Below are 24459 nucleotides of genomic sequence, written 5' to 3'. Positions count from 1 at the left end.
CCAATGCATAGGCCTTGCCAAGAATGACCTCTCCCGTCGTCACTCGCTTCGCTCCCTCTCCGACCGGCTTCCTCCATATCGGGGGCGCGCGCACGGCGCTGTTCAACTGGCTCTATGCGAAGAAGCACGGCGGCAAGATGCTGCTACGGATCGAGGATACCGACCGGGAGCGCTCCACCGAGGCGGCGATCGGCGCCATCCTAGACGGCCTGAAATGGCTGGAGCTCGGCTGGGACGGCGACGTCATCTATCAGTTCAGCCGCGCCGCCCGCCACCGCGACGTCGCCGAGCAGCTGCTCGCCGAGGGCAAGGCCTATCGCTGCTACGCCACCGCCGAGGAGCTCACCGCGATGCGCGAGAAGGCGCGCGCCGAGGGGCGCACCCGCCTCTATGACGGCCTGTGGCGCGACCGCGATCCGGCGACGGCCCCAACCGACGTGAAGCCCACCATCCGGCTCCGCTCGCCCCAGACCGGCGAGACCGTGATCGAAGATCAGGTCCAGGGCCGCGTGGTCTGGCAGAACGAGAATCTCGACGACCTCGTCCTGCTGCGCGGCGATGGCAACCCGACCTACATGCTCGCGGTGGTGGTCGACGACCACGATATGGGTGTCACCCATGTCATCCGCGGCGATGACCATTTGATCAACGCGGCCCGCCAAAAGCAGATCTACGACGCGATGGGCTGGACGCTGCCGAGCATGTCCCACATCCCCCTGATCCACGGCCCGGACGGCTCGAAGCTCTCCAAGAGGCACGGCGCGCTTGGCGTCGACGCCTACCGCGCCATGGGGTACCTCCCGTCCGCGCTCCGCAACTATCTCGTCCGGCTCGGCTGGAGCCATGGCGACCAGGAAATCTTCTCGACCGAGGAGATGATCGCGGCGTTCGACCTCGCCAGCGTCGGCCGCGCAGCAGCGCGCTTCGATTTCGCCAAGCTGGAAAACCTCAACGGCCACTACATCCGCAATGCCGACGATCAATCACTCGTGAAGATGTTCGAGGACGTGCTGGACCACGTCGTGCCCAGCCGCGACGAGCTTAAGGCCAAGTTAAACGACACCACGCGCGCGCAGCTGCTGAAGGCCATGCCGGCCCTGAAGGAGCGCGCCAAGACGCTGATCGAACTGATCGACGGCGCCGATTTCATCTTCGCCGACCGGCCGCTGGAGCTTGATCCGAAGGCGGCAGCGCTGCTGACGCCTGAGAACCGCAAGCTGATCGGCCAGCTTCATTCCGCGCTGGAGAAAGTCGAGATGTGGAGCGCGGCCAATGCGGAAGCCGCGCTGCGCGCCTTTGCCGAGGAAAATAATCTCAAGCTCGGCGCGGTCGCCCAGCCGCTGCGGGCGGCGCTGACGGGACGGACGACGTCGCCCGGCATATTCGAGGTTTTGGACGTCCTGGGACGCCAGGAAAGCCTGGGCCGGCTTAAAGATCAGGCCACGGAATAGGCCTAGGACCGCGCTAAGGACCCGGGCCCAAGGACTAGGCTACGACGTAAGTCGACCATGCGTGGCGCCATCTTGCAGCGCACACAGCAATAATATACCCATCTCAGCCGTACCTTCTGGAACATCCGGCCTGCCCCGCGATATCTCATCGGGGCCTCCGGGTCCGGCCCGTTTCACCATACATCGGGGACCTCTGATGGACGCAAAACCAAGCAATAAGACCGCCACACTGACGGTCGGAAACAAGAATTTCGATCTTCCGATCCACAGCGGCAGCGTCGGGCCCGACGTCATCGATATCGGCAAGCTCTACGGCCAGTCCGGCCTGTTCACCTACGACCCGGGCTTCACCTCGACCGCGAGTTGCCAGTCCAAGATCACCTATATCGACGGTGACGCGGGCGTGCTGGAATACCGCGGCTATCCGATCGAGCAGCTCGCCGAGAATGGCGACTTCCTCGAGACCTGCTATCTGCTGCTGTTCGGGGAGCTTCCGACCGCCGCGCAGAAGAAGGATTTCGACGACCGCGTGATCCATCACACGATGGTGCACGAGCAGATGGCCCGCTTCTTCCAGGGCTTCCGCCGCGACGCCCATCCGATGGCGATCATGGTGGCGGCTGTCGGCGCGCTCGCCGCGTTCTATCACGACTCAACCGATATCAACGATCCGAAGCAGCGCATGATCGCCTCCATGCGCATGATCGCCAAGATCCCGACGCTGGCTGCAATGGCCTACAAGTACACGGTCGGCCAGCCCTTCGTGTATCCGAAGAACTCGCTGAAGTTCGCCGAGAACTTCCTGCATATGTGCTTCGCCGTGCCGTGCGAGGACTACAAGATCAACCCGGTGCTTGCGGATGCACTGGACAAGATCTTCATCCTGCACGCCGACCACGAGCAGAACGCCTCGACCTCGACGGTGCGTATCGCCGGCTCCTCCGGCGCCAACCCGTTCGCCTGCATCGCCGCCGGCATCGCCTGCCTGTGGGGCCCGGCGCATGGCGGCGCCAACGAAGCAGCGCTGGCGATGCTCGCCGAGATCGGCTCGGTCGACAAGATCCCCGAGTTCATCGCCAAGGTGAAGGACAAGAACTCTGAAGTCCGCCTGATGGGCTTCGGTCACCGCGTCTACAAGAACTACGATCCGCGCGCCAAGATCATGCAGAAGATGTGTCACGCCGTGCTCAAGGAGACCGGCCATGGCGACGATCCGATGCTGAAGGTAGCGCTCGAGCTCGAGAAGATCGCGCTCAGCGACCAGTACTTCATCGACCGCAAGCTCTACCCGAACGTCGACTTCTATTCGGGCATCACGCTGAAGGCGATGGGCTTCCCGGTCTCGATGTTCACCGTGCTGTTCGCGGTCGCCCGCACCGTCGGCTGGATCAGCCAGTGGAGCGAGATGATCGAGGATCCGCAGCAGAAGATCGGCCGTCCGCGCCAGCTTTACACCGGCGTCACCCGCCGCGACTACGTCGCGATCACGGACCGGAAGTAAGTCGAGCCATCACGGCTTTCGAAGCGGCGCCATCTCCGGATGGCGCCGTTTTTGTTTGATGACGCAATCTTGCTGCCGCGCACAACAACAAGTCCATGCATCGGGCGGCAAACGCCTTGACAGGCGAAGCGCTCGGCGCGCAAATTCTTACACTAAGTAAGAATGACGACAGGGATGGAAATGCCGGAGCAGCCGAGAAGTCGGCGGCAGACGCGTGCTGCCATTTTGACTCATCTGCTTCAGTCAGGCGGGTCGTTTCGGCCGCCGCTGGCTAAGGCCGTGCGCCTGTCGGAAGCGAGCCTGTCGCGCATCCTGTTCGACCTGAAGGCCGAAGGCCTGATCGAGGAAGTGCGGCGCCCTGCCCCTTATGTCGGTGGCCCGACGGGCCTCGTGTCGCTCGATAAGGCGGTGGCGCTCGCGGCGTTTGAGCTGACCACTCAGCGGCTCAGCGTCGGCGTTGGGGACCTGTCGGGCGAACTGCACTACAGCGGGCATGTGCCGCTACCGAAGACGCCGACCGTCGCGACCGTCAGCCGGGCGTTTCGCGAGGCGATGACATTGCTGCACGAGTGGACGCGGGGCCGACGCATCCCCCTCGCGCAGATCGGCGTCTCCATTCCGGGTCTCGGCCGGCTGGGCGCGTCAGGCAATCCGATCATCCCCTGCGACGTCGGGCGGATCGGTGAGATGTTCGGCGAGAATTTTGCCGGCGTGCCGGTCGAGTTCACCAATTCGGTGGTCGCGCACGCCATCTTTCACCGTTGCCGCACGGAGAACTATCCCTTCAGCGGCGCGCATCTCTTCGTCTTCGTCGGCCAGGGCGTCGCGGGCACCTGGATGGATGATCCGATCGAGGACGATGCCCTCCAGCCGGTCGAGCTCGGCCACATGGTGTTCGAAGCCGACGGACCAATTTGCCGCTGTGGTCATCATGGCTGCGTCGAGGCCTATACGTCGCTTCCGGCCCTGGCCGAGCTTCTTGGCGTCGCGGAAGCGGAGTTGCTTGAACTCGGCAGCGAATGGGTGACCGCGATACCGCTCTCGTCGCGCGTGCGGCAGGAATTGCGCCGGCGGCTATTCCGGCTTGGCCTTGCGATCGGCAACACGCTGAACGTGAAGCCCTGCAAGGGCGTCGCGATCAGCGGCTGGCCGTCGCTTCTCGCCGAGGACGATCGCAACGCGCTCGTCGAGGGGATCGACGCCTGTCTGTTGGGCGGCCGCAAGCACGCGCAAGTGTCGCTCGCTTTCGTGCCGCCGTCGAATGGCAACGATCCGCGGGCGGCGCTGGCGTTCGCGGCTTTCTGCCTCGCTTGCCGCGGCGGCATGCCGGCCGCATCGAGCGAGGCCGCCTGAGATACCTGATGCCGCGCGGCGCTCGCGCGAAAGAGTTCACACCGGGAGGAACTTGCCATGCCGATCACGACAACAAGGCGCCAACTGCTCGCCGGATCTGCGGCCGCGCTCGCGCTGCCGGCATTTGCCCGCGCGCAAGGCGCGATCAAGCCGCGTCTGACTGCGATCTCGCAATGGTCCGCAGGCAGCGACGGGGCGGCCATCACGGCGCTCGGCAAGAAGTTCGAGGAGAAAGGCGGAGTTTGGCAGCACTCGCCCGTCCCCGGCTTCACCACCGAGATGATGAACAAGCTGCGTGCCCAGATCATGGCCGGCGATCCACCGGCCTGCTCGCAGCTCAAAGGTCCCGAGATCGCCGCCTGGTCCAAGATTGCCCCAACCGTCGATCTCGACGCCGTCGTCGCTGCCGCCGGATACGAAAAGGTTGTCGCTCCAGACCTTGCAAAATTGCACAAGCCGGGGGGCAAGTGGATTGCACTGCCGTTGCAGATCTACAGCACCAACATGCTGTTTCTCTCCAAACGCGCGATGGACAAGGCCAAGGCCGACAAGATCCCCGTCACATGGGCTGAGTTCAACGACCTCGCCGAGAAGATGAAAGCAGGCGGCGTCCCCTATCCCATCGCCAACGGTGGCACCCGCGCGGACGACGGCCAAAAATTCGAGGCCGCTTTGGCAGGCATCAGTCCCACCGCATACCGCGCAGCCATCATGAACCTCGACAAGAAGGCCCTGGAAGGCCCCGAGATAAAGGCGGCCTTCGTACAGGTGCGCAAGATTGCCGACTGGATGGACCCCAACGTCGGCGCCCAGCACTTTTCGACAAACCTAAAGCGCTTTGTCGACGGCGACATGGGGATGATGATCATGGGCGGGTGGGCGCAGGGCGTCTTGCGCAACGCCGGCTTCAAGTTCGAGGACTTCATCATCGCCCCGGGCCCGAGCGACAATAGCAAGCCGGTCTTCCTGTTGAATGCCGATGCCTTCATATTCTGGCAGCGCAAGGAGCCCGATTTGCAAGCCGGCCAGACGCTGATGGCCCAGCTCGTCATGGATCCAGCGATCCAGACCATGTATTCGCAGATCACGGGATCGATACCCGTGCGCACCGATGTCGATCTGTCGGGCGAAGGCTGGTCGGACGGTCAACGGCGGACCGCAGCAGCCCTGAAAGACGCGATCGCCAGCAATCAGGCCGTCCTCAGCCTTGCGCACAACATGGCGCAGGAAAACGGCATGACCGCAGCGATCATCGACGTGATCACGGAGTACGTGAAGAACAAGACAATCAAACCGGAGCAAGCGGCCATACGCCTCGCCGACGCCGTCGAGAGCTCACGTTGACGATCGCCGTCTCGACAACACCGGGCCGGCCGGCGGCCGCTGACTGGGTACGCCGGCTGCCCGAATATTTGACGATCTGGGTGCCGCTGCTGTTGTCCGCCGCGCATCTCATTGCGTTTACGCTGTGGACGATCTGGATATCGTTCACGCCGTCCACTCTGGTCCCGGTCTCGGGCTGGGTCGGTTTGCGCAACTATTCTTCGGTTGCAGCATCGCGGAACTGGCAGATTGCCTTGGACAATCTGCTGCTGTTTGGCAGCGCCTTCGTGTTGCTGAGCCTGGCGACCGGCCTCATCCTTGCGATCCTGCTCGATCAGCGCATTCGCGGCGAGAACCTGCTGCGGTCTATCTTCCTCTATCCTCTGGCGGTGTCATTCGTGGTCACCGGCACGGTCTGGAGTTGGCTGCTCAATCCTGGCCTCGGGATCCAGAAGCTGGTCCGCGACCTCGGCTGGACCTCCTTCCGGTTCGACTGGCTGATCGATCGCGATATGGCTATTTGGACCATCGTTATCGCTGCGATCTGGCAATCCTCCGGTTTCGCCATGGCGCTGTTCCTGGCCGGCCTCCGCTCCGTCGACGCCGACCTGATCAAGGCCGCGCAGATCGACGGCGCCGGACCGATCCGAATGTACCGGCGGGTCATCCTGCCGACCCTTTGGCCGATCACCATCACCGTCATCGTCATCCAGCTGCAGTTCGCGATTTCGACCTTCGACCTCGTCCGCGCGCTCACCAACGGCGGACCCGGGATCGCCACCCAGCTGCCGGCCCTCGTCGTCTACGACCTGATGTTCCAGCGCAGCCTGCTCGGACGGGGAGCGGCGGCGGCAGTGCTCATGTTGCTCATTCTTCTCGCGGTTTTACTGCCCTATGCAGCGTGGCGCTATGTCCAGCGGCGGCGGGCGATCCATGCGTGAGCGAACCATCGCGCCAGGCCGGATTCTGATCTATCTCGTCGTCTCGCTGGTCGCTGCAGCGTGGCTCGCGCCATTGGCTGTTGTCGTCCTGAATTCGCTCCGTACCAACGAGGAGATCGCGCAGGCCTCTATGATCGGCTGGCCGAAGCAATGGGCATGGAGCAACTACGCCGCGGCCTGGAGCGGTTTCTGCGTCGCCGAGACCTGCGCCGGCATCCGGCCGTACATGCTGAACTCCGCGCTGGTCACGATCCCCGCGACGATTTTCTCGACCCTGCTTGGTGCTGTCGCCGGTTACGCCATATCGCTCTGGCGCTTTCGCGGCGATAGCTGGATCTACGGCATCGTGACTCTTGGGCTCTTCCTTCCCCAGCAGATGCGCTTGCTTCCCTGGACCATCGTGTTGCGCGATACGGGCCTGATGAATACGCTGACTGGCCTGGTCGTGATCCATACGATCCAGGGGCTCTCCTTTACCGTCTTGTTCTGCCGAAACTACTACACTGCCATCCCGCAGGATTTGATAAGAGCTGCGCGCATCGATGGTGCCGGGTTCTTTCGTATTTTCTGGCGCATCATCCTGCCACTCTCGCCGCCTATTCTGGTCGTCACCGTGATCTGGCAGTTCACGCATATCTGGAACGAGTTTCTCTACGGCGTGACATTCACGACCGGTCAGCAGCAGCCGGTCACCGCCGCGCTGATCGCGCTATCCGCCGCGGTCGCCGACATCCCGCAACATGGCGTGCAAAGCGCGGCGGTGATGATCGCCGCCCTGCCGACCCTGCTGATCTATCTGATCGGCGGCAAGTATTTCGTGCGCGGCCTCACCGCCGGGGCCGTGAAATGATCGGATTGTCATGGCAGCCCTAAGCATTCGCTCCCTGTCCAAGCGCTACGCCAATCTGGAGGTGCTGAAGGGCATCGATCTCGACATCGAGAGCGGTGAATTCACCGTGCTCGTCGGTCCATCCGGCTGCGGGAAGTCCACACTGCTCAACATCATCGCCGGGCTCGACCTCCCGAGCGCAGGCACCGTGGAAATCGGCGGACGTATCGTCAACGACATTCCGCCGAAGGACCGCGACATCGCCATGGTGTTCCAGTCCTACGCGCTCTATCCGTCGATGACAGTGCGCCAGAACATCACCTTCGGCATGGAATGCCGCCACGTACCGAAGGCGGAGCAGGAGAAGGCGCTGGCAAACGTGGCCCGGCTGCTCCAGATCGAGCCGCTGCTCGGCCGCAAGCCGTCGCAGCTCTCCGGCGGCCAGCGCCAGCGTGTGGCGATGGGCCGGGCGCTGGTACGCGATCCCCTGCTCTTCCTGTTCGACGAGCCGCTCTCCAATCTCGATGCCAAGCTGCGCGTCGAGATGCGGATGGAAATCAAGCGGCTGCACCAGCGCATCGGCGCTACCATCGTCTATGTCACCCACGACCAGATCGAGGCGATGACGATGGCGACGCGCATCGCCGTGATGCATCGAGGCGTGGTGCAGCAGTTTGCCGACCCTGACACCGTGTATCGCTATCCCGCCAATCTGTTCGTGGCTCGTTTCATGGGCTCGCCGCCGATGAACACGATGCCGGCACGGCTCGACGCCGATTCCGGCGGCCCGGTGGTCGTGATCGGCGCGGGACGGCCGGACGAGGTCCGCCTCCGCCTTGGCCAATACGACGCGGCGGCCCCCTTTGTCGGCCGTGACGTGGTGGTCGGGATCAGGCCGGAATGCATCGCCGAGGGGAGCCGCGTGTTTTCCGCCGATCCACCCGTCGTCGTCCACGCGCCGGTGGAGATGGTCGAGCCGACGGGAGCCGAAACGATCGTGCTGCTGCGGCTTGGCGGCGAGCCTGCGCTGGCGCGCATCACGCCGGACATCCGCCCCACACCGGGAGCCGCCGCCCCGTTCGCGCTCGACACGCGCCGCATCTGCCTGTTCGACCCCGAGACGGAGCGACTGATCGCATGACACAAACGAGCTATGCCGGTCTTAGGGATCGCGTGGTGTTGATCACCGGTGGTGCCAGCGGCATCGGTGCCGCCTTCGTGCGGGCGTTCGCGGCCCAAGAGGCTCGCGTCGCGTTCCTGGATCTCGATGAAGCAGCCGGCCGGGCGCTGGTCGCGGAAGTGAAAGCTGCGTCCGGGACCGGACCCTTGTTCGTGCCGTGCGACCTCCTCGACATCGACGCCTTGCGCAACGCCATGGCGCAGGTGCACGGATCGCTGGGCGACGCCGCGGTTCTCGTCAACAACGCCGCCAATGATCAGCGTCAGGTGCTGGCCGAGGTAACCCCGGCCGAGTTCGACTGGATGATCGGTGTCAACCTCAAGCACGTCTTCTTTGCCGCGCAAGCGGTGGTGCCGCAGATGCAGGCGCGCGGCGGCGGTTCGATCATCAACATGTCGTCGATTGCCTGGATGCGCGGCGCGCCGGGGCTGCCGGTCTACGCCGCGGCGAAGGCCGCGATCGTCGGCTTCACCAACTCCCTGGCCCGGTCGCTCGGGCCCGACCGCATCCGCGTCAACGCGATAGCGCCAGGGATGGTGATCACGGAGCGTCAGCGCCGGCTGTGGTACCCGGACGACCAGACGATCGCCGAGTTGCGCACGCGTCAGGCCATTCCCGACGCGGTGACGCCCGACGACATCGCGAACATGGCGCTGTTCCTCGCCTCCGATGAGAGCCGGCGCATCACGCGCCAATGTTTTCAGGTCGACGCTGGTCTCGGCTAGCCCGTGAACCGAGCCGCTGTCGTAGAGGTCCGCTCCGTCTCCGACAGCAGCCGCGTGAGCGCACCTCACCTTGGGTCCGAGTTGGGCCAATAAGCGACATCGGCACGGAATGGCCCTAGTATGACCGTGGAGCGGCGAGCAATAAAAAGCGCTTACTCGCCCAGATGTTTACTGGGGACGCAAATGAACAGCGAGCAAAGCCACAAAATACACCTAAGTCTCGAGGATCAGCAGCGATTGCAAGAACTTCGGGCGCAAAAGCCGGCACGCAACACAGCCAAACCTGCCCTAGCTCCGGGAGCGATCCTGGCTGACCGGGTGGCCGAAACGGTTGGCTCCTGGCGTTTCATTATCATCCAGAGCGTACTACTTGGCATCTGGATCGTTCTGAACATGATGGCATTCATCAATCATTGGGACCCCTATCCCTTCATCTTGCTGAACTTAGTTCTTTCCTTCCAAGCAGCCTACGCAGCGCCCATCATCATGATGAGCCAGAACCGTCAATCCGAGATTGATCGCAGGCACGCAGAACACGACTACCGAATAAATGTGAAGGCTGAACTCGAAATCGAATTGCTGCACAACAAGATTGACGCCTTGCGTGAGCAGGAAATCTTACAGCTACTCAATATCATTCAACGTTTGTCTGCGCACCTTGCGCCCGAGCTTGTCGCGGCTATCGAGGCCGAAGCGGTGCCGCATAAGGCCTAGGTGACCTTCCTTGTCGCTGGACGTCAAGCGAGTCGCTGCCTCTAGGGATCGAGTGCTACGCGGGTCTTCCACAGTCGCGGACGGCTCCTACTCAATGACTGCTTTGAGTCACAAGCCGCCGATCGCGCTCTAGGTGGGAGACTTCCACTTTGCGCTGGCAAGCCGACGTTTGTGAGTACGCGTCCTAGCTAGCCTGCCTGCCCTCGCGCATCGTCGCCAGCACGATGTCGGCTGCGAGCACGCTCGGCGACTTGTTGCCGGTCGACATGATCGTATCGAGCTGGGCGAACGCTTCCACCTGCTGCCGGCGCAGCGGTGAATCGGCCAGAAGCTCCGTGAGCGCGGGCGCCAGCTTCTCTGGCGTGCAGTCTTCCTGCAGGAACTCCGGGATGACATCCTTGCCGATCACGAGATTGGCGAGGATCACCGAGGAGACGCGGATCGCGCGGCGCAGGATGAAGGCTTCGATCGCGCCGACGCGATAGGCCGTCACCATCGGAATGCCCGATAGCGCGAGCTCCAGCGTCACAGTGCCGGATTTTGCCAATGCCGCGCGCGCGATGCGGAAGGCGGCGCGCTTCTCGTTCTCGCCGACCACAATTTGAGGCTTGACCGGCCAGTTCGCGATGCCTTCACGAATGGTGGCTTCGAGATGCGGCATGGTTGGCAGCATCAGTTCGAACGCGCGGCCGTCCGTCCGCAATCGGCCGAGCGTCGCCCCGAACACGTCGAGATGGTGCCTGATCTCACTGCGACGGCTGCCGGGCAACACCAGCAAGACCGGCGGCTCGCCGTCGCGACGCGCCTGCTCCTCCGCGTTCGGCCGCAGCGAGGGCAATTGCTCGATCAGGGGATGGCCGACATAGCTGCATGGCGGTCCGCCGAGCTTGCGATATTCCTCCGGCTCGAACGGCAACAGGCCGAGCACATGGTCGACATAGCCGAGCATGGTCCGCGCCCGTCCCGGCCGCCAGGCCCAGAGCTGCGGCGAGACGTAGTCGACGATCGGGATCGCCGGATTGCGCGCCCGCACGCGGCGGGCGACACGGTGGGTGAAGTCGGGACTGTCGATGATGACGAGCGCGTCCGGCGCGGCTTCGGTCGCGGCCTCTGCGGTCTCGCGGATCAGCCGCAGGATCTTCGGCAATTGCTGCACGACCGCGGCAAAGCCGACGATCGAGAGCTGCTCGATCGGAAACAGCGTCTCGAGCCCCTGGCGGGCCATGGTGTGGCCGCCGACGCCCACGAACTGCACGCCGTCGCCGAGCCGCTGGCGCAGCACCTTCATCAAGGCGCTGCCGAGCCGGTCGCCGGATTCCTCCGTGGCGATCAGGAATATCTTGCGCTTGGGATCGCGACCTTGCATCACGCCGGCAGGCCGATGACGAAGAGATATTTGGCGTCGGCGAGTGCGATCATCGCCTGCGGCTCGGCCGCGATGGTGTTGCCGGCGACGACGGCAATGCCTGCGAGCCCCGCGGCGGCGACGCCCTCGAGGGTGCGCGGCCCGATCGTCGGCAGGTCGAAGCGCAAATCCTGCCCGCTCTTTGGGACCTTCACCAGCACGCCCCGCCCGGAGGCGGCGCGGATGCGGCCCTCTTCGCGCAGCCGTGCCACGCGCGCGAGCAGCGCATCGGTGCCCTCGATATCCTCGACCGCTACCACATGACCATCGATCACGACTGCGCCCTGGCCGATGTCGAACGGACCGAGCGCGGTCAGCACCGCGCGTCCGCGCTCGATGTCGGTCTTGCCGGTGTCGCTCGGCCAGGCGCGGCTGATGCAGCCCTCGGGCATCAAGAGGTCGGGCGCGACATCCTTGATGCCCACCATCCTAAAGCCGCCCTGCTCGAGAATGCGCCCGACGCCGGACAACAAATGATCGTCGCCGCCGCGGAAGGCGCGGATGACATTGCCAAGCAGCCGGAGCGTCGTGAAGTCGACCCGGACCTCCGAGAGCGAAGGCCGTACCAGCGTGCCGATGAAGATCAGGTCGCGGCAGCCCTCCTCGCGAAACAGCCGCATGGCGCGGCCGAGCTGGCCGACCGAGATCCATCGATGACGGAATTTTTCCACCCGTGCCGGATCGCAGGCCCCCCGAAGGGGAAACAGCACTGGTGTGATGCCGCGGGCAGCGAGCGAGTCGGCAACCGCGAACGGCATCGCGCCGCCGCCAGCGATCACGCCGACCGGCGATGAAATCTCCGAAGCCGCCGATGTCATGCCCGGGGCCATCGCATCATCACTTCGCGATGGCGGGAAGACAGAGCGGGCGCTTGCCCTTGCCGATGAAGTCGAGGATTTCGCCGATCGCCGGATCGTCACCGGCGAGCGGCCGCGCCGCCTCCAGGCGTTCGGCAAAGGTAGCGGGGCCATGGAAGAGCTTCTGGTAGAACGCGCGCACGGTCGCAAGCCGCTGCTTGGTGAACTTGCGCCGCTTCATGCCGATCAGGTTGAGGCCTTCGAGCACGGCATACTGGCCGTTGACGAGGCCGAACGGAATGACATCGTCGCGCACGCCGCACACCCCGCCGACCATAACCTGCGGGCCGATGCGGGTGAACTGGTGCACCGCGGACAGACCGCCGATGAAGACGAAATCGCCGATCTCGCAGTGACCGCCGAGCGTGGCCGAGGTCGCGAAGATCACGTCGTTGCCGACATGGCAGTCGTGGCCGACATGGCTGCAATTCATGAAATAGTTGCGGTCGCCGACCTCTGTGATGCCGCCGCCTGCGACCGTGCCGGCGTTCATGGTCACGGACTCGCGGATCGTGCAGCCCGAACCGATCTTGAGCTTCGTCAATTCGCCACGATAGCTGAGTGATTGCGGCGGCGTACCGAGCGAAGCGAACGGATAGATGGTGCAATCGTCACCGATCGTGGTCTGCGCGGTGATATGCACATGTCCGATCAGCTTGCAGTTTCTGCCAATCACGACATGCGGGCCGATGATGCAGAAGGGGCCGATCTCGGTGCCCTCGCCGATTACTGCGCCGTCCGCGATCCGTGCGGTGGGATCAATCTTACTCATCAAGCAATCTGACTCATCAAGAAGATCTGATTAGGTGTTGAAGTCGCTCGGTTTTCCGCTGGTTAGCGCGACTATGCCCGATCTGTCCAGTGACGTATGATCTCTCCCTGTTTCAAGTGCCGGATGAGGCAGCCTTCCCGGCGCATCAACAAGTTCACGCGGAGCTTCAGGTATCGTGGTGGTCAGGGCCTTGGCACTTCTCCTCGCGCAGCTCGCCGCCGCGCCGATCGTATCCGAGACGATCGAGACCGGCGAACACCGCCTCGTCGATCTCAAGACACTCGAATGCCGCGACATCACCCGCAGCACGGTGCTCCAGCGGGTCTGTTACGACCGTGCGCAGCAGGCTCTCGTCGTGGCTATGGACGGCGCTTACGACCGCTACTGCGGCGTGCCGGTTGAGACGGTCGAGCGCCTGCTGGGCGCACCATCCATGGGCCAGTTCTTCAAGCAGAACATCAAGCGCGGGGTCAGCGGCAGCCGGTACGCGTGTCCTGCACGCGAGCGCATCGAGAGAAGTTGATCCCGCTCAGTCGGTCAGCATGGCGCCGACATCGGCCTCCGCAACCACCTGGCCGTTAACCTTGGCGTCGCCGTGAAACCACCACATGGCCTTGCGGCGGCCGATCGAGCGCATGTGGTATTCGATGGTATCGCCGGGCAGCACCGGCTTGCGGAACTTGCACTTGTCGATGGTCAGGAAATACACCGCGCGCGGCTTGTCGGTGCCCTCGACCGATTTGATGCCGATCACACCGGCAGTCTGCGCCATCGCTTCGATCATCATGACGCCCGGATAGACCGGGCGATCGGGAAAGTGGCCCTGGAACGGCGGCTCGTTGAAGGTGACGTTCTTGATGCCGATGCCGCTGTAATCGGTGCGGATGTTAATCACGCGATCGATCAGCAGCATCGGAAAACGGTGCGGGAGCGTTTGCAGGATCATGTTGATGTCCACAAGCTCGAACCTGACCGGTGCTTCGTCCGTCACTCCCGTTCCTCCTGCTTCGGATCGGCCTTGCTGTCGCGCGCCAAGCGCTCGACCGCCAATATTTCCTTGAACCATTGCCTGGTCGGCTTGGCAAAAAAACCACCCCAGCGTCCGTTGGGAGGGACGTCGTCCTTGACGCCGCTCATGGCAGTCACCTGAGCTCCATCCCCGATCTTGACGTGATTGTTGATCCCCACCTTCGCTCCCAGCGCCACGTTGTCGCCGAGGGTCAGGCTGCCGGCAAGGCCGATCTGGGCTGCCAGCAGGCAGTGCCGGCCAATGGTCACATTGTGGCCGATCTGGACCTGATTGTCGATTTTGGTCCCTTCCCCGATCACGGTGTCGCGCAAGGACCCTCGATCAATAGTGGTGCCGGCGCCGATCTCCACATTGTTCTGGATCAGCACGCGGCCGGTCTGGGGCACCTTCAGATGGCCCTCGGGGCCGAAGAAGATGAAGCCGTAGCCGTCTTGGCCGATCGAGCAGCCTGGGTGGATCAGCACGTCGTTGCCGATCAGCGCGCACTGGATGGCGGTGCGTGCCCCGACATTGCAGTCCCGGCCGATCTTGACGCCCGGGCCGATCACGGCCCCCACGCCGACCACCGTGCCGCTGCCGATCTCCACGTCAGGGCCGATCACGGCCAGGGCATCGACGATCACGCCGTCCTCGAGCCTGGCCGTGGGGTCGATGATCGCCGACGGCGCGATGCCGTCGTTGCCGGTCCAGGATTGCGGCCGGAGCGCGTCGCCATGCCACTCCCGCGCGATCCTGACGAACGCGCGGAACGGCTGTGGCGCCCGCAGCACGGCTACGTGCGCGGGCACCCGAGCCTCGACGCGAGGGCTCACCAGGCAAGCACCGGCCTTGGTCGCCTTGAGCTCATCGGCATATTTGAGATTGTCGAAGAACGTCAGGTGCATCGGGCCGGCTTCGTCGAGCGAAGCAAGACCCCTGATGATTTGGCCGCCCCTTGCGGGATCGACCAGCTCCGCCTTGGTCAGCGTGGCTATGTCAGCCAGCGCTGAGGCGGGCGGCTGTATGAAGAAGGTCGGCTGCGCCATTCCACCCCGTCGCGGTCCGGCTTCGGCATGAAGCGGCCAAGCCGCATCATGCCTGATCTCCTGGATTGGCACGATCCCTTTCGGAAACCGGCTCCGTAGTCCGGATCGTGCCGTGCTGTTCGAATTAGAACGAGGTGCCGCCGCCGAACCGGAACTCCTGCGTACGGTCGTTCTTGCCCTTGGTCAGCGGCACGGCGTAGTCGAAGCGCAGCGGACCGAACGGCGAGGCCCAGATCAAGCCGACACCGACCGACGACCGGACGGCATTGCCGTTGTCATACACCAAGCCGGTGCAGGTTCCAGCCGAGGCTGGATTGACGGTCGACGGCGTGCAGCTCGAATTCTTGGTCGTGGTCAGTTCGTTGGTCACAGACCACGTCGTCGGGCCCTGATAGTCGAACAGACCGCCGGCGTCGGCGTAGACGGCGCCCTTCAGACCCACTTCCTTCGGCAAGAACCAGAACGGCATCTGCAATTCGAGCGAAGCGCCCCAATACTTGGTGCCGCCAAGCGCATCCTGCGTGCCGAAGGGGTTCAAATCGCGCGGGCCGATGCCGTTCGGAGCAAAGCCGCGGACCAGATTCGGACCCATCTGGAAATGATCCAGCATGCGCAGATCCTGGTTGCCGATCTTGTTCAGCATGCCGCCCTGGATGCGAGCGAGGCCGACGATATCGGACACCAGCGGAGTGTAGTACTTCGCGTCCACCACAGTCTTCAGGTAGGAGACGTCGCCGCCGACACCGGCGAAGTCCTGCCGGAAATCGACCAGGAGACCGTCGGTGGGGTTCTTGTTGTTGTCGAGCGTGTTGTAGGTCAGCGTGTAGCCGAGCGCCGAGGTCAGCGTCTTGCCGTTGGCAAGCTCCTTGCGGACCGGCAGCGAAGCCTCGCCGTCGCTGTAGCAGCCGAGGCCGTTGGTCGAGGCATCCAGAGGAATGCCGCTCGCCGCCGAGAAAGCCGGGCTTGGATTGAATGCCGCCGACCCAACTACGTTATTACAGTTCGCCAGGTAGGACGGCAGCGTGATTTCCTGCCTGTAGATCGAGTAGCGCACCTGCAGCGACAGATCTTCACGCAGGGAGAAGCCGAGGCGCGGCGAGAAGCCGAGCGTCTTGGTGCCGTAGGAGATGTAGCTGTTGGACCTCTGCTCGCGCTGATAGAGGTCGAGACCCAACGCGACCCGGTAGTCGAGCAGATAGGGTTCGACGAACGACAGCGAATAACCGCGGGCATACTGGCCGTAAGTCACCGCCGCCTTGGCGAACAGGCCGCGGCCGAGCAAATTGCGTTCGGAGACCGAGACTTCGGCCAGCGCGCCGTCGGTGGTGGAATAACCACCCGAGACCGAGAAGTCGCCGGTCGATTTCTCTTCCATGTCCACGAGCAGGATCACGCGGTCGCTCGACGAACCGGGCTCCGTCGTGATCTTCACGCTCTTGAAATAGTCGAGGTTCTTCAAGCGGCGCTCGGCACGGTCGACCAGCGCGCGGTTGTAGGCATCGCCCTCGGAGACGTCGAACTCGCGACGGATCACGTAGTCGCGCGTGCGGGTGTTGCCGCGCAGGTTGATGCGTTCGATATAGGTGCGCGGACCCTCGTCGATGTTGAACACGACCGACACGGTGTGCGCCTCGAAGTTGCGGTCGCCGCCGGGACGGACCACGGCGAAGGCATAACCGCGCCGCGAGGCTTCGATCTGCATCTCCTCGACCGATTTCTCGACCGATTCGACGTTGTAGAGCGAACCGACATTGACGCGCGAATAGTTGCGCATCGGGGTGGGATCGAAGTTCGGAATGCTGGAGCGGAAGTCGATCGAGCCGACCCGGTATTGCGAGCCTTCCTCGATCTTGAAGGTAACGTTGAAGCCCTTCTTCTCCGGATCGTATTCGGTGAGCGCGGCCACGACCTGGACGTCGGCGAAACCGTTCTTGAGATAGAAGCGGCGGATCAGGTCGCGGTCGGCCTCGACCCGATCGGGATCGTAGATGTCGCTGCTGGCGAGGAAGCTCAGCAGGTTCGATTCGTGCGTCTTGATGACGTCGCGCAGGCGGTAGGACGAGTACGCGTTGTTGCCGACGAACTCGATCGACTTGACGCCGGTCTTGGCGCCCTCCTCGACCGTGAAGATGAGATCGACGCGGTTGTTCGGCTGCTCGATGACTTCAGGCGTGACGCGGACGTCGTAGCGGCCGGAACGGCGATAGATTTCGGCGATTCGCAGCGTGTCGGACTGCACCATGGCGCGGGAGAAGGTGCCGCGCGCCTTGGACTGGACTTCACCGGTGAGCTGCTCGTCCTTGATCTTCTTGTTGCCCTCGAAGGCAATGCGGCCGATCACCGGGTTTTCCACCACGGAGACGACGATCTGGCCACCGGCACCGCGGTTGATCCTGACGTCCTGGAACAGGCCGGTCTCGATCAGCGCCTTGAGGCCGTCGTCGATGGCACCCTGATCCAGGCGACCGCCGGGACCCGGCTTGAAGTAGGAGCGGATCGTCTCCACCTCGACCCGGCGATTTCCTTCAACGGAAATCGACTGCACGGTCTGAGCAAGCGCAGACGAAGACACAAAGGCAGCCCCAACCGGGGCAAGCACCGGCGCGCCGAACATGATCAGGGTTGCGAGCAAGCCCCCCCGGAGTCGCAGTCCAAACTTCATTGCGCAACGCGCCCTTATCATTCCGTACCAGACCCAACCCCAACGCCGGTCTGGAGATTCCCCAAGTTCAAGCCGCTTGTAGACAATTTCACCGACGCCGCAAACGGTCGAGCGCGCCGTAATTTCATTTTCATTCCAAGACGTTGCCCAAGAGCAACGCCCGGGCAACGCCACAAAAAAGCCCCTATCAGGATGCGGCCATCCGCAGGATGTCATTATAGGTCGCAAACACCATCAACATCAGCACCAAGCCCAGCCCGATTCGGAACCCCATCTCCTGAGTCCGCTCGGACAGGGGCCGACCACGGGCAACCTCCGCCGCATAGAACATAAGGTGACCGCCATCGAGCAGCGGGATCGGGAACAGATTCAGCAGACCGATCGACACCGATAGCACCGCGCAGAGGTTGATCACGAACTGGAACCCGGCGCTGGCCGCCTGCCCCGACATCTTGGCAATGCCGAGCACGCCGCTGACCTCGTTCGGATTGCCGTTCCCGACGAACAACGAGCCCAGGAACTTGAAGGTGCTGGTGATGATGAACCAGACCTGCTCCACGCCGATCTTGAGCGCTTCGCCGACGCCGACCGGCGACGTCGAGGCTTCACCGGCCTGGGACTTGTGTTCGACGCCGAGCACGCCGAGACGGTGGCTGTTGCCGAAGGGATCCTTGCGCTCGAGCAGCGCCGGCGTCGCGGTCAGCGACACGATGGCACCGTCGCGCTTGATCTGGAAGGCAAGCGGCGAACCAGCATTCATTGCAACCATGCGCTGCATGTCGGCAAAGCTTTCAATCGGCTTGCCGTCGATCTGGACGACGACGTCGCCGATCTTGAAGCCGGCTGCCGCCGCAGCGCCGTCGGCGACGACACCGTCGACGCGCGCGATCGTGCTCGGCTTGCCGTAATACAGCGCCATGCCGGCGAAGATCAGCGCGCCCAGGATGAAATTGGCGATCGGTCCGGCGGCAACGATGGCGGCGCGCGGGCCGACCTTCTTGTGATGGAAGCTGCCGGCGCGCTCCTCGGCCGTCATGGCCGCAAGCTTCTCGGATGACGGGGTCGAAGCCTCGCTCTCGTCGCCGAAGAACTTGACGTAGCCGCCGAGCGGGATCGCCGAGATCTTCCAGCGGGTGCCATGGCGATCGTTGAAGCCGACCAGCTCAGGTCCGAAACCGAGCGAAAAAGTTAACACGCGAACGCCCGCCCAGCGCGCGACCAGGAAATGGCCGAGCTCATGGAAGAACACGACGATGGTCAGGACGAACAGGAAGGGAACCGCGTAGCCGAGGAGCCCATGGCTCAACGTGTTGAAACTATGGACGAAAAAGTCGATCATCGAATTCCCTCATCCAGCGCCGCAAGGCCCTGGCCCCGAACCATCTAGGATGCCTTTAAGGCAATTTGAGGCAATAGGGCGGCAGCCCTATTTCGCGCAACATGGTCAACAGCAATTGCATCGTCCGCTGATGTCAGCGGGGCCTGGTTCCCGCCACGAACCCAGTCGTCCAGCGTCGCCTCAACCAGCCGGGCAATCGCGCCGAACCGGATCTTGCCCGCGATGAAGGCGGCGACCGCGACCTCGTTGGCGGCGTTGTAGACCGTGGTCGCCCCCTTCCCGGTCCGGAGCGAATCGAAGGCCAGGCGCAGCCCGGGGAAGCGCTCGAAATCCGGCGCCTCGAAGGTCAATTGGCCGATCTTGGCCAGATCGAGCTTGGCGGCCGGACCCTTGATGCGGTCGGGCCAGCCGAGGCAATGCGCGATCGGCGTGCGCATGTCGGGTGAGCCGAGCTGGGCCACGACCGAGCGGTCGGAGAACTCGACCATGCCGTGGATGATCGACTGCGGATGAACGAGGACGTCGATCTCGTCCGGCGAGAGCGCGAACAGATAGGAGGCCTCGATCACCTCGAGCCCCTTGTTCATCATCGAGGCGGAATCGATCGTGATCTTCTGGCCCATGCTCCAGTTCGGATGCTTCAGGGCTTGCGCGAGTGTCGCCTGCTCGATGTCGGCAGGCTTCCAGGTCCGGAACGGACCGCCGGAGGCCGTGATGATGACACGGACGAGCTCGTCACGATTGCCCGAGGCGAGCGCCTGGAACAGCGCGTTATGCTCGGAATCCGCGGGCAGGATACAGGCGCCCGCTTTCGCCGCGCGCTGCATGAAGAAATCGCCGGCGCAGACGAGACATTCCTTGTTGGCGAGCGCGACATGCGCGCCGCGATCGACCGCCGCCAGTGCCGGCTTCAGCCCGGCCGCGCCACTCACGGCGGCCATCACCCAATCGGCCGGACGCGCGCCGGCCTCGATCACCGCGCTTTCGCCGGCGCCGCATTCGGTGCCGGTGCCCGCGAGCGCAGCCTTGAGCTCGGCAAATTTTGAGGTGTCGGCGATCGCGACGAAGCGCGCGGAAAACTCCTTCGCGAGCTTTGCCAGCGCCTCGACATTGCTGTTCGCCGTCAGCGCCTCGACACGGTAGCGCTCGGGAGAGGCGCGCAGCAGATCCATCGTGCTGTCGCCGATCGAGCCGGTGGCGCCGAGAACCGTGACGCTGCGGACGGTCGATGCCGCAGCCTTGTTGTTACGCAATGGAACCGCGCTCATATCTTCACCAAACCATAAGACCGCTTCCGGCGCTATGCACACCATGGCGGAGGAAGCCGATAATCCATGCCACCAGGATGGCGGCGACAAAACCGTCCAGACGGTCCAATAGCCCGCCGTGGCCGGGAATTAAGTGACTGGAATCCTTGACATCGAAGCGCCGCTTGACCGCGGATTCGAGCAGATCGCCGCAGGCCGACACGACCGAGAGGACCGCGGCGACGAGCAGCAATGGAGCCATCTTTCCGATCCCGCAAGCGGCAAAGCCGGCCGCGACCAAAAGGCTCGCGGAAAAGCCGCCGAGCGCCCCTGCCCAGGTCTTCTTCGGGCTGACGCGCGGCCACAGCTTCGGTCCGCCGATGCCGCGGCCGGCGAAATAGCCGCCGATATCGGTCGCCCACACCACGAGCAGCACGAACATCAGCGCGGCGCAGCCGTTCACGAGATCCTTCCGCAGCAGGATCGAGGCGAGTAGCGCCGCCGACGCATAGGCGAATCCGGAGGCAGCCCAGACGAACTTGCCCCGCGCGATCACCGTCACGATCGCGCCGCCAATGAGGCCGGTGATGATGGCGGTCTTGAGCGCGCCGAAGGCAACGCACAAGCCCATCGTGGCGATGACGATCGTCCCTGCCCCGGTCAGCGCGGTCGAGCCTGCGCCCACCACCATCAGCCATTCCGCGAACAGTCCGATCGACACCAGGGTAACGAGCAGCGCCCACAGCCAGCCGCCGGCATAAGCGAGCGCAATGGCGAGCGGCGCCAGCACCAGCGCCGCGAGGATTCGCATCACGAGATTGCTCGGGGCAGGCTGAGAGCCGGCCGGTGCGGAGTCGGGGTCGCTCACGAGGCGGTTTTCGCGACCAGGCCGCCGAAACGGCGCTCGCGCCTGGCAAATTCGGCGATTGCGCCTTCCAGCGCTGCCTTGTCGAAATCGGGCCAGTGAATCGGCACGAAGACAAGCTCGCTATAGGCGGCCTGCCACATCAGGAAGTTGGACAGGCGCTGCTCGCCACTGGTGCGGATGATGAGATCGGGATCGGGAATGTCGGGCGCGTCGAGATGCGCCCCCAGTGTCTCGGCATCGATCGTATCAGGATCGCGCCTGCCCTCGGCGACTTCGCGCGCGAGCTTCTGCGCCGCCTTCGCGATCTCCTGCCGGGAGCCGTAATTGAAGGCGACGACGAGCGTGAGCCGCGTGTTGTCGCGCGTCAGTTCCTCCGCCTCGTTGAGGAGCGCGCAGATGTCGCCCTCCAGCCCGTCCCGCTCGCCGATGATGCGTACCTTGACGCCGTCGCGATGCAGGCTCGCCAGATCGTTGCGGATGAAGCGGCGCAAGAGGCCGAACAGATCGCCGATCTCGCTTGCCGGACGCGACCAGTTTTCCGAGCTGAAGGAGAAGATGGTGAGATAGCGGATGCCAAGTTCATGCGACGCGCGAACCACGCGGCGCAGGGCCTCCACGCCGCGGCGATGGCCTTCCGCCCGGGGCAAGCCGCGCGCGGCCGCCCAACGTCCGTTGCCATCCATGATGATGGCGACATGCGCAGGCGCATCGGACCGATCGGGTCCTTCCGTTGCGGGCGCGGCGGCGTTGGACATGAGGCTGCCTTAAAGCATGATCCGGAAGAGTGCAAAGCGGCTTTCCGAAAAGATCATGCGCGAACAATAACCTAAAGCGCGATCCAGCGCGCTTTAAACGGTGAGGATTTCTTTTTCCTTGGCGGCCAGCAACTGATCGATCTCGGAGATCGTGCCGTCGGTCGCCTTCTGCACGTCGTCGGCGTGGCGCTTCTGATCATCCTCGGACATCTCGTGATTCTTCTCGAGCTTCTTGAGGACGTCGAGACCGTCGCGGCGGACATGGCGCGCGGCGACCTTGGCGGCTTCCGCGTATTTGTGCGCGACCTTGACGAGCTCCTTGCGGCGCTCCTCGTTGAGCTCGGGGATGCGCAGGCGCAGCACCTGGCCTTCGGTCGCCGGCGACAGGCCGAGATTAGAATCGACGATCGCCTTCTCCACCGCCTTGACCATCGACTTGTCCCAGACCTGCACCGAGATCAGGCGCGGCTCCGGCACGCTGACGGTGGCGAGCTGGTTCAGCGGCATGTGGCTGCCATAGGCGTCGACCTGCACCGGATCGAGCATCGAGGCTGAGGCGCGACCGGTACGCAGGCCGCCAAGTTCGTGCTTGAGCGACTGGATCGCGCCCTGCATGCGGCGTTTGACTTCGTTGAGATCGAAATTATCCGTGGCCATCACGTTTCTCCTTCAAAATCCCGACGACCTCTCCGCACCCTTCCCTCGAGGGCGCAACGACAAGCCGTCAGCCGGCGACAATGGTTCCGTGGCCGCCGCCACGCAGTACAGCGCCGATCGAACCCGGCTCCGCGATCGAGAACACAATGATAGGCAGCGACGTCTCGCGGGCAAGCGCGAAGGCGGTCGCATCCATCACCTTGTAGCCGCCCTCGATCGCCTGCGAATGGGTCAGACGGTCGAATCGCGTCGCCGTCGGGTCTGTCTTCGGGTCGGCCGAGTAGACACCGTCGACATTGGTCGCCTTCAGCACCGCCTGGGCGCCGATCTCGGCTGCGCGCAGCACCGCGGTCGTGTCGGTGGTGAAGAACGGATTACCGGTTCCGCCGCCGAGCAGTACGATCCGACCCTCGGCGAGGTATTTGTGTGCCGCGGTGCGGGTGAACAGCTCGGAAATCTCGGGCATGACGAAGGCCGACAGCGTGCGCGCAGGCGTACCCTTGCGCTCGATCGTGGCTTCGAGCGCGAGGCAGTTCATCATCGTGGCGAGCATGCCCATGGTGTCGCCGGTCGGGCGCGACACGCCACGCGAGGAGACTTCGACGCCGCGAAAGAGGTTGCCGCCGCCGATCACGACGGCGACTTCGGTGCCGAGATGGCGGGCTGCGATCAGATCGTCGGCGACCCGGTCGATGGTCGGCTGATCAATGCCAAAACCCTGCGGTCCCGCGAGATATTCGCCGGACAGCTTGATCACGACGCGACGATAGACCGGATCAGTCATGAGCACTTTCCTTGTCCGAGCGCCGCTTCCGGCGGCACGCCGGAAGGAACGTTCCGGCGCTTACTTCTTGCCGCTGGCGGCCGCGACCTCGGCCGCGAAGTCGCTTTCCTGCTTCTCGATTCCCTCACCGAGAGCATAGCGCACAAAGCCCGCGATCTTCACCGCGCCGCCGACCTTGCCTTCGGCTTCCTTCACCGCCTGCGCCACCGACTTGCCGGTATCGTGGATGAAGGCCTGCTCGAGCAGGCAGACTTCCTTGTAATAGGTCTTCAGGCCGGACTCGACGATCTTCTCGATCACGTTCTCGGGCTTGCCCTGCTGGCGATATTTGTCGGCGAGCACGTCCTTCTCGCGCTTGACGACCGCCGGATCGAGACCGGACGGATCGAGCGCCAGCGGGTTGGCGGCCGCGACATGCATCGCGATCTGGCGGCCAAGCGTTGCGAGCTCGTCGGCCTTGCCCGGCGATTCCAGCGCCACGATTACGCCCATCTTGCCGGCGCCCTCGACGACGGCGCCGTGGACGTAGCTCGACACCACGCCCTGGCTGACTTCGAGCGAAGCTGCGCGGCGCAGCGTCATGTTCTCGCCGATGGTGGCGATCGCGTCATTGATTGCAGTTTCGATCGTGACGTCGCCGACCTTGGCGGCCTTGATGTTCTCGACATCGGCGCCGACGTTGAATGCGACCTGGGCGATCATCTTGACGAGGCCCTGAAACTGGCCGTTGCGCGCGACGAAATCGGTCTCGGAATTGACCTCGACCACGACGCCCTTGTTGCCCTTGACGAGCGCACCGATCAGACCCTCGGCGGCGACGCGGCCCGACTTCTTGGCGGCCTTCGACAGGCCCTTCTTGCGCAGCCAATCCTGCGCCGCTTCCATGTTGCCTTCGTTTTCGGTCAGCGCGGCCTTGCAGTCCATCATGCCTGCGCCGGTCGACTCGCGCAGGTCCTTGACCATCGCAGCTGTGATCGTTGCCATCGTTCAAAATCCTTTTTGCCTGCCGGTTTGCCGCGGCGCGGCCAGATCGCCTCGCAG

General features: G+C 63.9%; 23 protein-coding genes. 10 read left to right on the top strand and 13 right to left on the bottom strand.

The genetic code is table 11. The features are described from left to right. Positions 1–23: 23 nt before the first annotated feature. From gltX to IVB48_RS03760, 9 genes are all read left to right on the top strand, one after another. On the top strand, positions 24–1451 hold the full coding sequence (gene gltX / locus IVB48_RS03800; RefSeq protein WP_247397575.1) for a glutamate--tRNA ligase: 1428 nt from the start codon (positions 24–26) through the stop codon (positions 1449–1451). Positions 1452–1647: 196 nt separating this feature from the next. Continuing rightward, positions 1648–2952, top strand: a complete 1305-nt coding sequence (gene gltA, locus IVB48_RS03795) for a citrate synthase (protein WP_247397572.1) — start codon at positions 1648–1650, stop codon at positions 2950–2952. Positions 2953–3126: 174 nt separating this feature from the next. Continuing rightward, positions 3127–4305: an ROK family transcriptional regulator gene (locus IVB48_RS03790; protein ID WP_247398159.1), complete on the top strand. Its 1179-nt coding sequence runs from the start codon at positions 3127–3129 to the stop codon at positions 4303–4305. A gap of 57 nt (positions 4306–4362) precedes the next feature. Further along, positions 4363–5649, top strand: a complete 1287-nt coding sequence (locus IVB48_RS03785; RefSeq protein ID WP_247397570.1) for an ABC transporter substrate-binding protein — start codon at positions 4363–4365, stop codon at positions 5647–5649. Then, a complete protein-coding gene (locus IVB48_RS03780; protein ID WP_027567140.1) occupies positions 5646–6569 on the top strand; it encodes a sugar ABC transporter permease in 924 nt (307 codons plus the stop codon). The genes IVB48_RS03785 and IVB48_RS03780 overlap by 4 nt, the downstream gene beginning before the upstream one ends. Continuing rightward, on the top strand, positions 6562–7419 hold the full coding sequence (locus IVB48_RS03775) for a carbohydrate ABC transporter permease (protein WP_027567141.1): 858 nt from the start codon (positions 6562–6564) through the stop codon (positions 7417–7419). The genes IVB48_RS03780 and IVB48_RS03775 overlap by 8 nt, the downstream gene beginning before the upstream one ends. A gap of 10 nt (positions 7420–7429) precedes the next feature. Then, positions 7430–8539 carry an ATP-binding cassette domain-containing protein gene (locus IVB48_RS03770; protein ID WP_027567142.1) on the top strand — a complete coding sequence of 370 codons (1110 nt, stop codon included), beginning with the start codon at positions 7430–7432 and terminating at the stop codon, positions 8537–8539. Continuing rightward, the gene (locus tag IVB48_RS03765) at positions 8536–9303 is read left to right on the top strand and encodes an SDR family oxidoreductase (RefSeq protein WP_027567143.1); all 768 of its coding nucleotides are present in this window, start codon (positions 8536–8538) and stop codon (positions 9301–9303) included. The genes IVB48_RS03770 and IVB48_RS03765 overlap by 4 nt, the downstream gene beginning before the upstream one ends. Before the next feature lie 183 nt (positions 9304–9486). Further along, on the top strand, positions 9487–10017 hold the full coding sequence (locus tag IVB48_RS03760) for a DUF1003 domain-containing protein (RefSeq protein ID WP_247397568.1): 531 nt from the start codon (positions 9487–9489) through the stop codon (positions 10015–10017). Positions 10018–10201: 184 nt separating this feature from the next. Here IVB48_RS03760 and lpxB read toward each other — a convergent pair whose 3' ends face one another. Genes lpxB through lpxA form a run of 3 tightly spaced genes read right to left on the bottom strand, consistent with a single transcriptional unit; the run spans position 10202 to position 13051 of the window. Then, the gene (lpxB, locus tag IVB48_RS03755) at positions 10202–11386 is read right to left on the bottom strand and encodes a lipid-A-disaccharide synthase (RefSeq protein ID WP_247397566.1); all 1185 of its coding nucleotides are present in this window, start codon (positions 11384–11386) and stop codon (positions 10202–10204) included. Continuing rightward, positions 11383–12240 (bottom strand): UDP-2,3-diacylglucosamine diphosphatase LpxI, encoded by an 858-nt coding sequence (gene lpxI / locus IVB48_RS03750; protein ID WP_247398156.1) that lies wholly within the window; start codon positions 12238–12240, stop codon positions 11383–11385. The genes lpxB and lpxI overlap by 4 nt, the downstream gene beginning before the upstream one ends. A 19-nt stretch (positions 12241–12259) precedes the next feature. Further along, positions 12260–13051 (bottom strand): acyl-ACP--UDP-N-acetylglucosamine O-acyltransferase, encoded by a 792-nt coding sequence (gene lpxA / locus IVB48_RS03745; RefSeq protein ID WP_247397564.1) that lies wholly within the window; start codon positions 13049–13051, stop codon positions 12260–12262. A 178-nt stretch (positions 13052–13229) separates the two neighbouring features. On the opposite strand from lpxA, the gene IVB48_RS03740 reads away from it, so the two are divergent. Beyond that, on the top strand, positions 13230–13574 hold the full coding sequence (locus IVB48_RS03740) for a KTSC domain-containing protein (protein WP_247398153.1): 345 nt from the start codon (positions 13230–13232) through the stop codon (positions 13572–13574). 6 nt (positions 13575–13580) lie between these two features. Here IVB48_RS03740 and fabZ read toward each other — a convergent pair whose 3' ends face one another. The 10 genes from fabZ to tsf all read right to left on the bottom strand — a co-directional run bounded on the left by fabZ (position 13581) and on the right by tsf (position 24402). Next, positions 13581–14042, bottom strand: coding sequence for a 3-hydroxyacyl-ACP dehydratase FabZ (fabZ, locus tag IVB48_RS03735; protein ID WP_007603637.1), 462 nt, complete (start codon positions 14040–14042; stop codon positions 13581–13583). Beyond that, positions 14039–15106: a UDP-3-O-(3-hydroxymyristoyl)glucosamine N-acyltransferase gene (gene lpxD, locus IVB48_RS03730; protein ID WP_247397562.1), complete on the bottom strand. Its 1068-nt coding sequence runs from the start codon at positions 15104–15106 to the stop codon at positions 14039–14041. Before lpxD ends, fabZ begins: the two co-directional genes overlap by 4 nt. A 124-nt stretch (positions 15107–15230) precedes the next feature. After that, positions 15231–17768, bottom strand: a complete 2538-nt coding sequence (gene bamA / locus IVB48_RS03725) for an outer membrane protein assembly factor BamA (RefSeq protein ID WP_027567150.1) — start codon at positions 17766–17768, stop codon at positions 15231–15233. A gap of 187 nt (positions 17769–17955) precedes the next feature. Continuing rightward, a complete protein-coding gene (rseP, locus tag IVB48_RS03720; RefSeq protein WP_247397560.1) occupies positions 17956–19107 on the bottom strand; it encodes an RIP metalloprotease RseP in 1152 nt (383 codons plus the stop codon). A 44-nt stretch (positions 19108–19151) separates the two neighbouring features. Then, entirely contained in the window at positions 19152–20375 is a 1224-nt protein-coding gene (gene dxr / locus IVB48_RS03715) for a 1-deoxy-D-xylulose-5-phosphate reductoisomerase (RefSeq protein ID WP_247289578.1), read from the bottom strand. Between the two features lie 4 nt (positions 20376–20379). Further along, positions 20380–21222, bottom strand: coding sequence for a phosphatidate cytidylyltransferase (locus IVB48_RS03710; protein ID WP_247397557.1), 843 nt, complete (start codon positions 21220–21222; stop codon positions 20380–20382). After that, positions 21219–21977 (bottom strand): isoprenyl transferase, encoded by a 759-nt coding sequence (locus IVB48_RS03705; RefSeq protein ID WP_027567154.1) that lies wholly within the window; start codon positions 21975–21977, stop codon positions 21219–21221. The genes IVB48_RS03710 and IVB48_RS03705 overlap by 4 nt, the downstream gene beginning before the upstream one ends. A 93-nt stretch (positions 21978–22070) precedes the next feature. Next, a complete protein-coding gene (frr, locus tag IVB48_RS03700) occupies positions 22071–22634 on the bottom strand; it encodes a ribosome recycling factor (protein ID WP_027518196.1) in 564 nt (187 codons plus the stop codon). Positions 22635–22701: 67 nt separating this feature from the next. Further along, entirely contained in the window at positions 22702–23418 is a 717-nt protein-coding gene (gene pyrH, locus IVB48_RS03695) for a UMP kinase (protein WP_247289564.1), read from the bottom strand. A gap of 60 nt (positions 23419–23478) precedes the next feature. After that, positions 23479–24402: a translation elongation factor Ts gene (gene tsf, locus IVB48_RS03690; protein WP_247397555.1), complete on the bottom strand. Its 924-nt coding sequence runs from the start codon at positions 24400–24402 to the stop codon at positions 23479–23481. Between the last annotated feature and the right edge of the window lie 57 nt (positions 24403–24459).

Source organism: Bradyrhizobium sp. 76, from assembly GCF_023073025.1.
In the GTDB taxonomy this organism is placed as follows: Bacteria; Pseudomonadota; Alphaproteobacteria; order Rhizobiales; family Xanthobacteraceae; genus Bradyrhizobium.
This window is presented reverse-complemented; position numbering and strand designations above follow the sequence as displayed.

Coding starts and splice junctions, on each gene's coding strand:
- pyrH (WP_247289564.1), bottom strand. CDS start 23,418: ATGACTGATCCGGTCTATCGTCGCGTCGTGATCAAGCTGTCCGGCGAA.
- IVB48_RS03770 (WP_027567142.1), top strand. CDS start 7,430: ATGGCAGCCCTAAGCATTCGCTCCCTGTCCAAGCGCTACGCCAATCTG.
- IVB48_RS03775 (WP_027567141.1), top strand. CDS start 6,562: ATGCGTGAGCGAACCATCGCGCCAGGCCGGATTCTGATCTATCTCGTC.
- gltA (WP_247397572.1), top strand. CDS start 1,648: ATGGACGCAAAACCAAGCAATAAGACCGCCACACTGACGGTCGGAAAC.
- IVB48_RS03790 (WP_247398159.1), top strand. CDS start 3,127: ATGGAAATGCCGGAGCAGCCGAGAAGTCGGCGGCAGACGCGTGCTGCC.
- bamA (WP_027567150.1), bottom strand. CDS start 17,768: ATGAAGTTTGGACTGCGACTCCGGGGGGGCTTGCTCGCAACCCTGATC.
- lpxD (WP_247397562.1), bottom strand. CDS start 15,106: ATGGCGCAGCCGACCTTCTTCATACAGCCGCCCGCCTCAGCGCTGGCT.
- lpxI (WP_247398156.1), bottom strand. CDS start 12,240: ATGACATCGGCGGCTTCGGAGATTTCATCGCCGGTCGGCGTGATCGCT.
- frr (WP_027518196.1), bottom strand. CDS start 22,634: ATGGCCACGGATAATTTCGATCTCAACGAAGTCAAACGCCGCATGCAG.
- IVB48_RS03760 (WP_247397568.1), top strand. CDS start 9,487: ATGAACAGCGAGCAAAGCCACAAAATACACCTAAGTCTCGAGGATCAG.
- IVB48_RS03765 (WP_027567143.1), top strand. CDS start 8,536: ATGACACAAACGAGCTATGCCGGTCTTAGGGATCGCGTGGTGTTGATC.
- lpxA (WP_247397564.1), bottom strand. CDS start 13,051: ATGAGTAAGATTGATCCCACCGCACGGATCGCGGACGGCGCAGTAATC.
- dxr (WP_247289578.1), bottom strand. CDS start 20,375: ATGAGCGCGGTTCCATTGCGTAACAACAAGGCTGCGGCATCGACCGTC.
- gltX (WP_247397575.1), top strand. CDS start 24: ATGACCTCTCCCGTCGTCACTCGCTTCGCTCCCTCTCCGACCGGCTTC.
- tsf (WP_247397555.1), bottom strand. CDS start 24,402: ATGGCAACGATCACAGCTGCGATGGTCAAGGACCTGCGCGAGTCGACC.
- IVB48_RS03705 (WP_027567154.1), bottom strand. CDS start 21,977: ATGTCCAACGCCGCCGCGCCCGCAACGGAAGGACCCGATCGGTCCGAT.
- IVB48_RS03785 (WP_247397570.1), top strand. CDS start 4,363: ATGCCGATCACGACAACAAGGCGCCAACTGCTCGCCGGATCTGCGGCC.
- rseP (WP_247397560.1), bottom strand. CDS start 19,107: ATGATCGACTTTTTCGTCCATAGTTTCAACACGTTGAGCCATGGGCTC.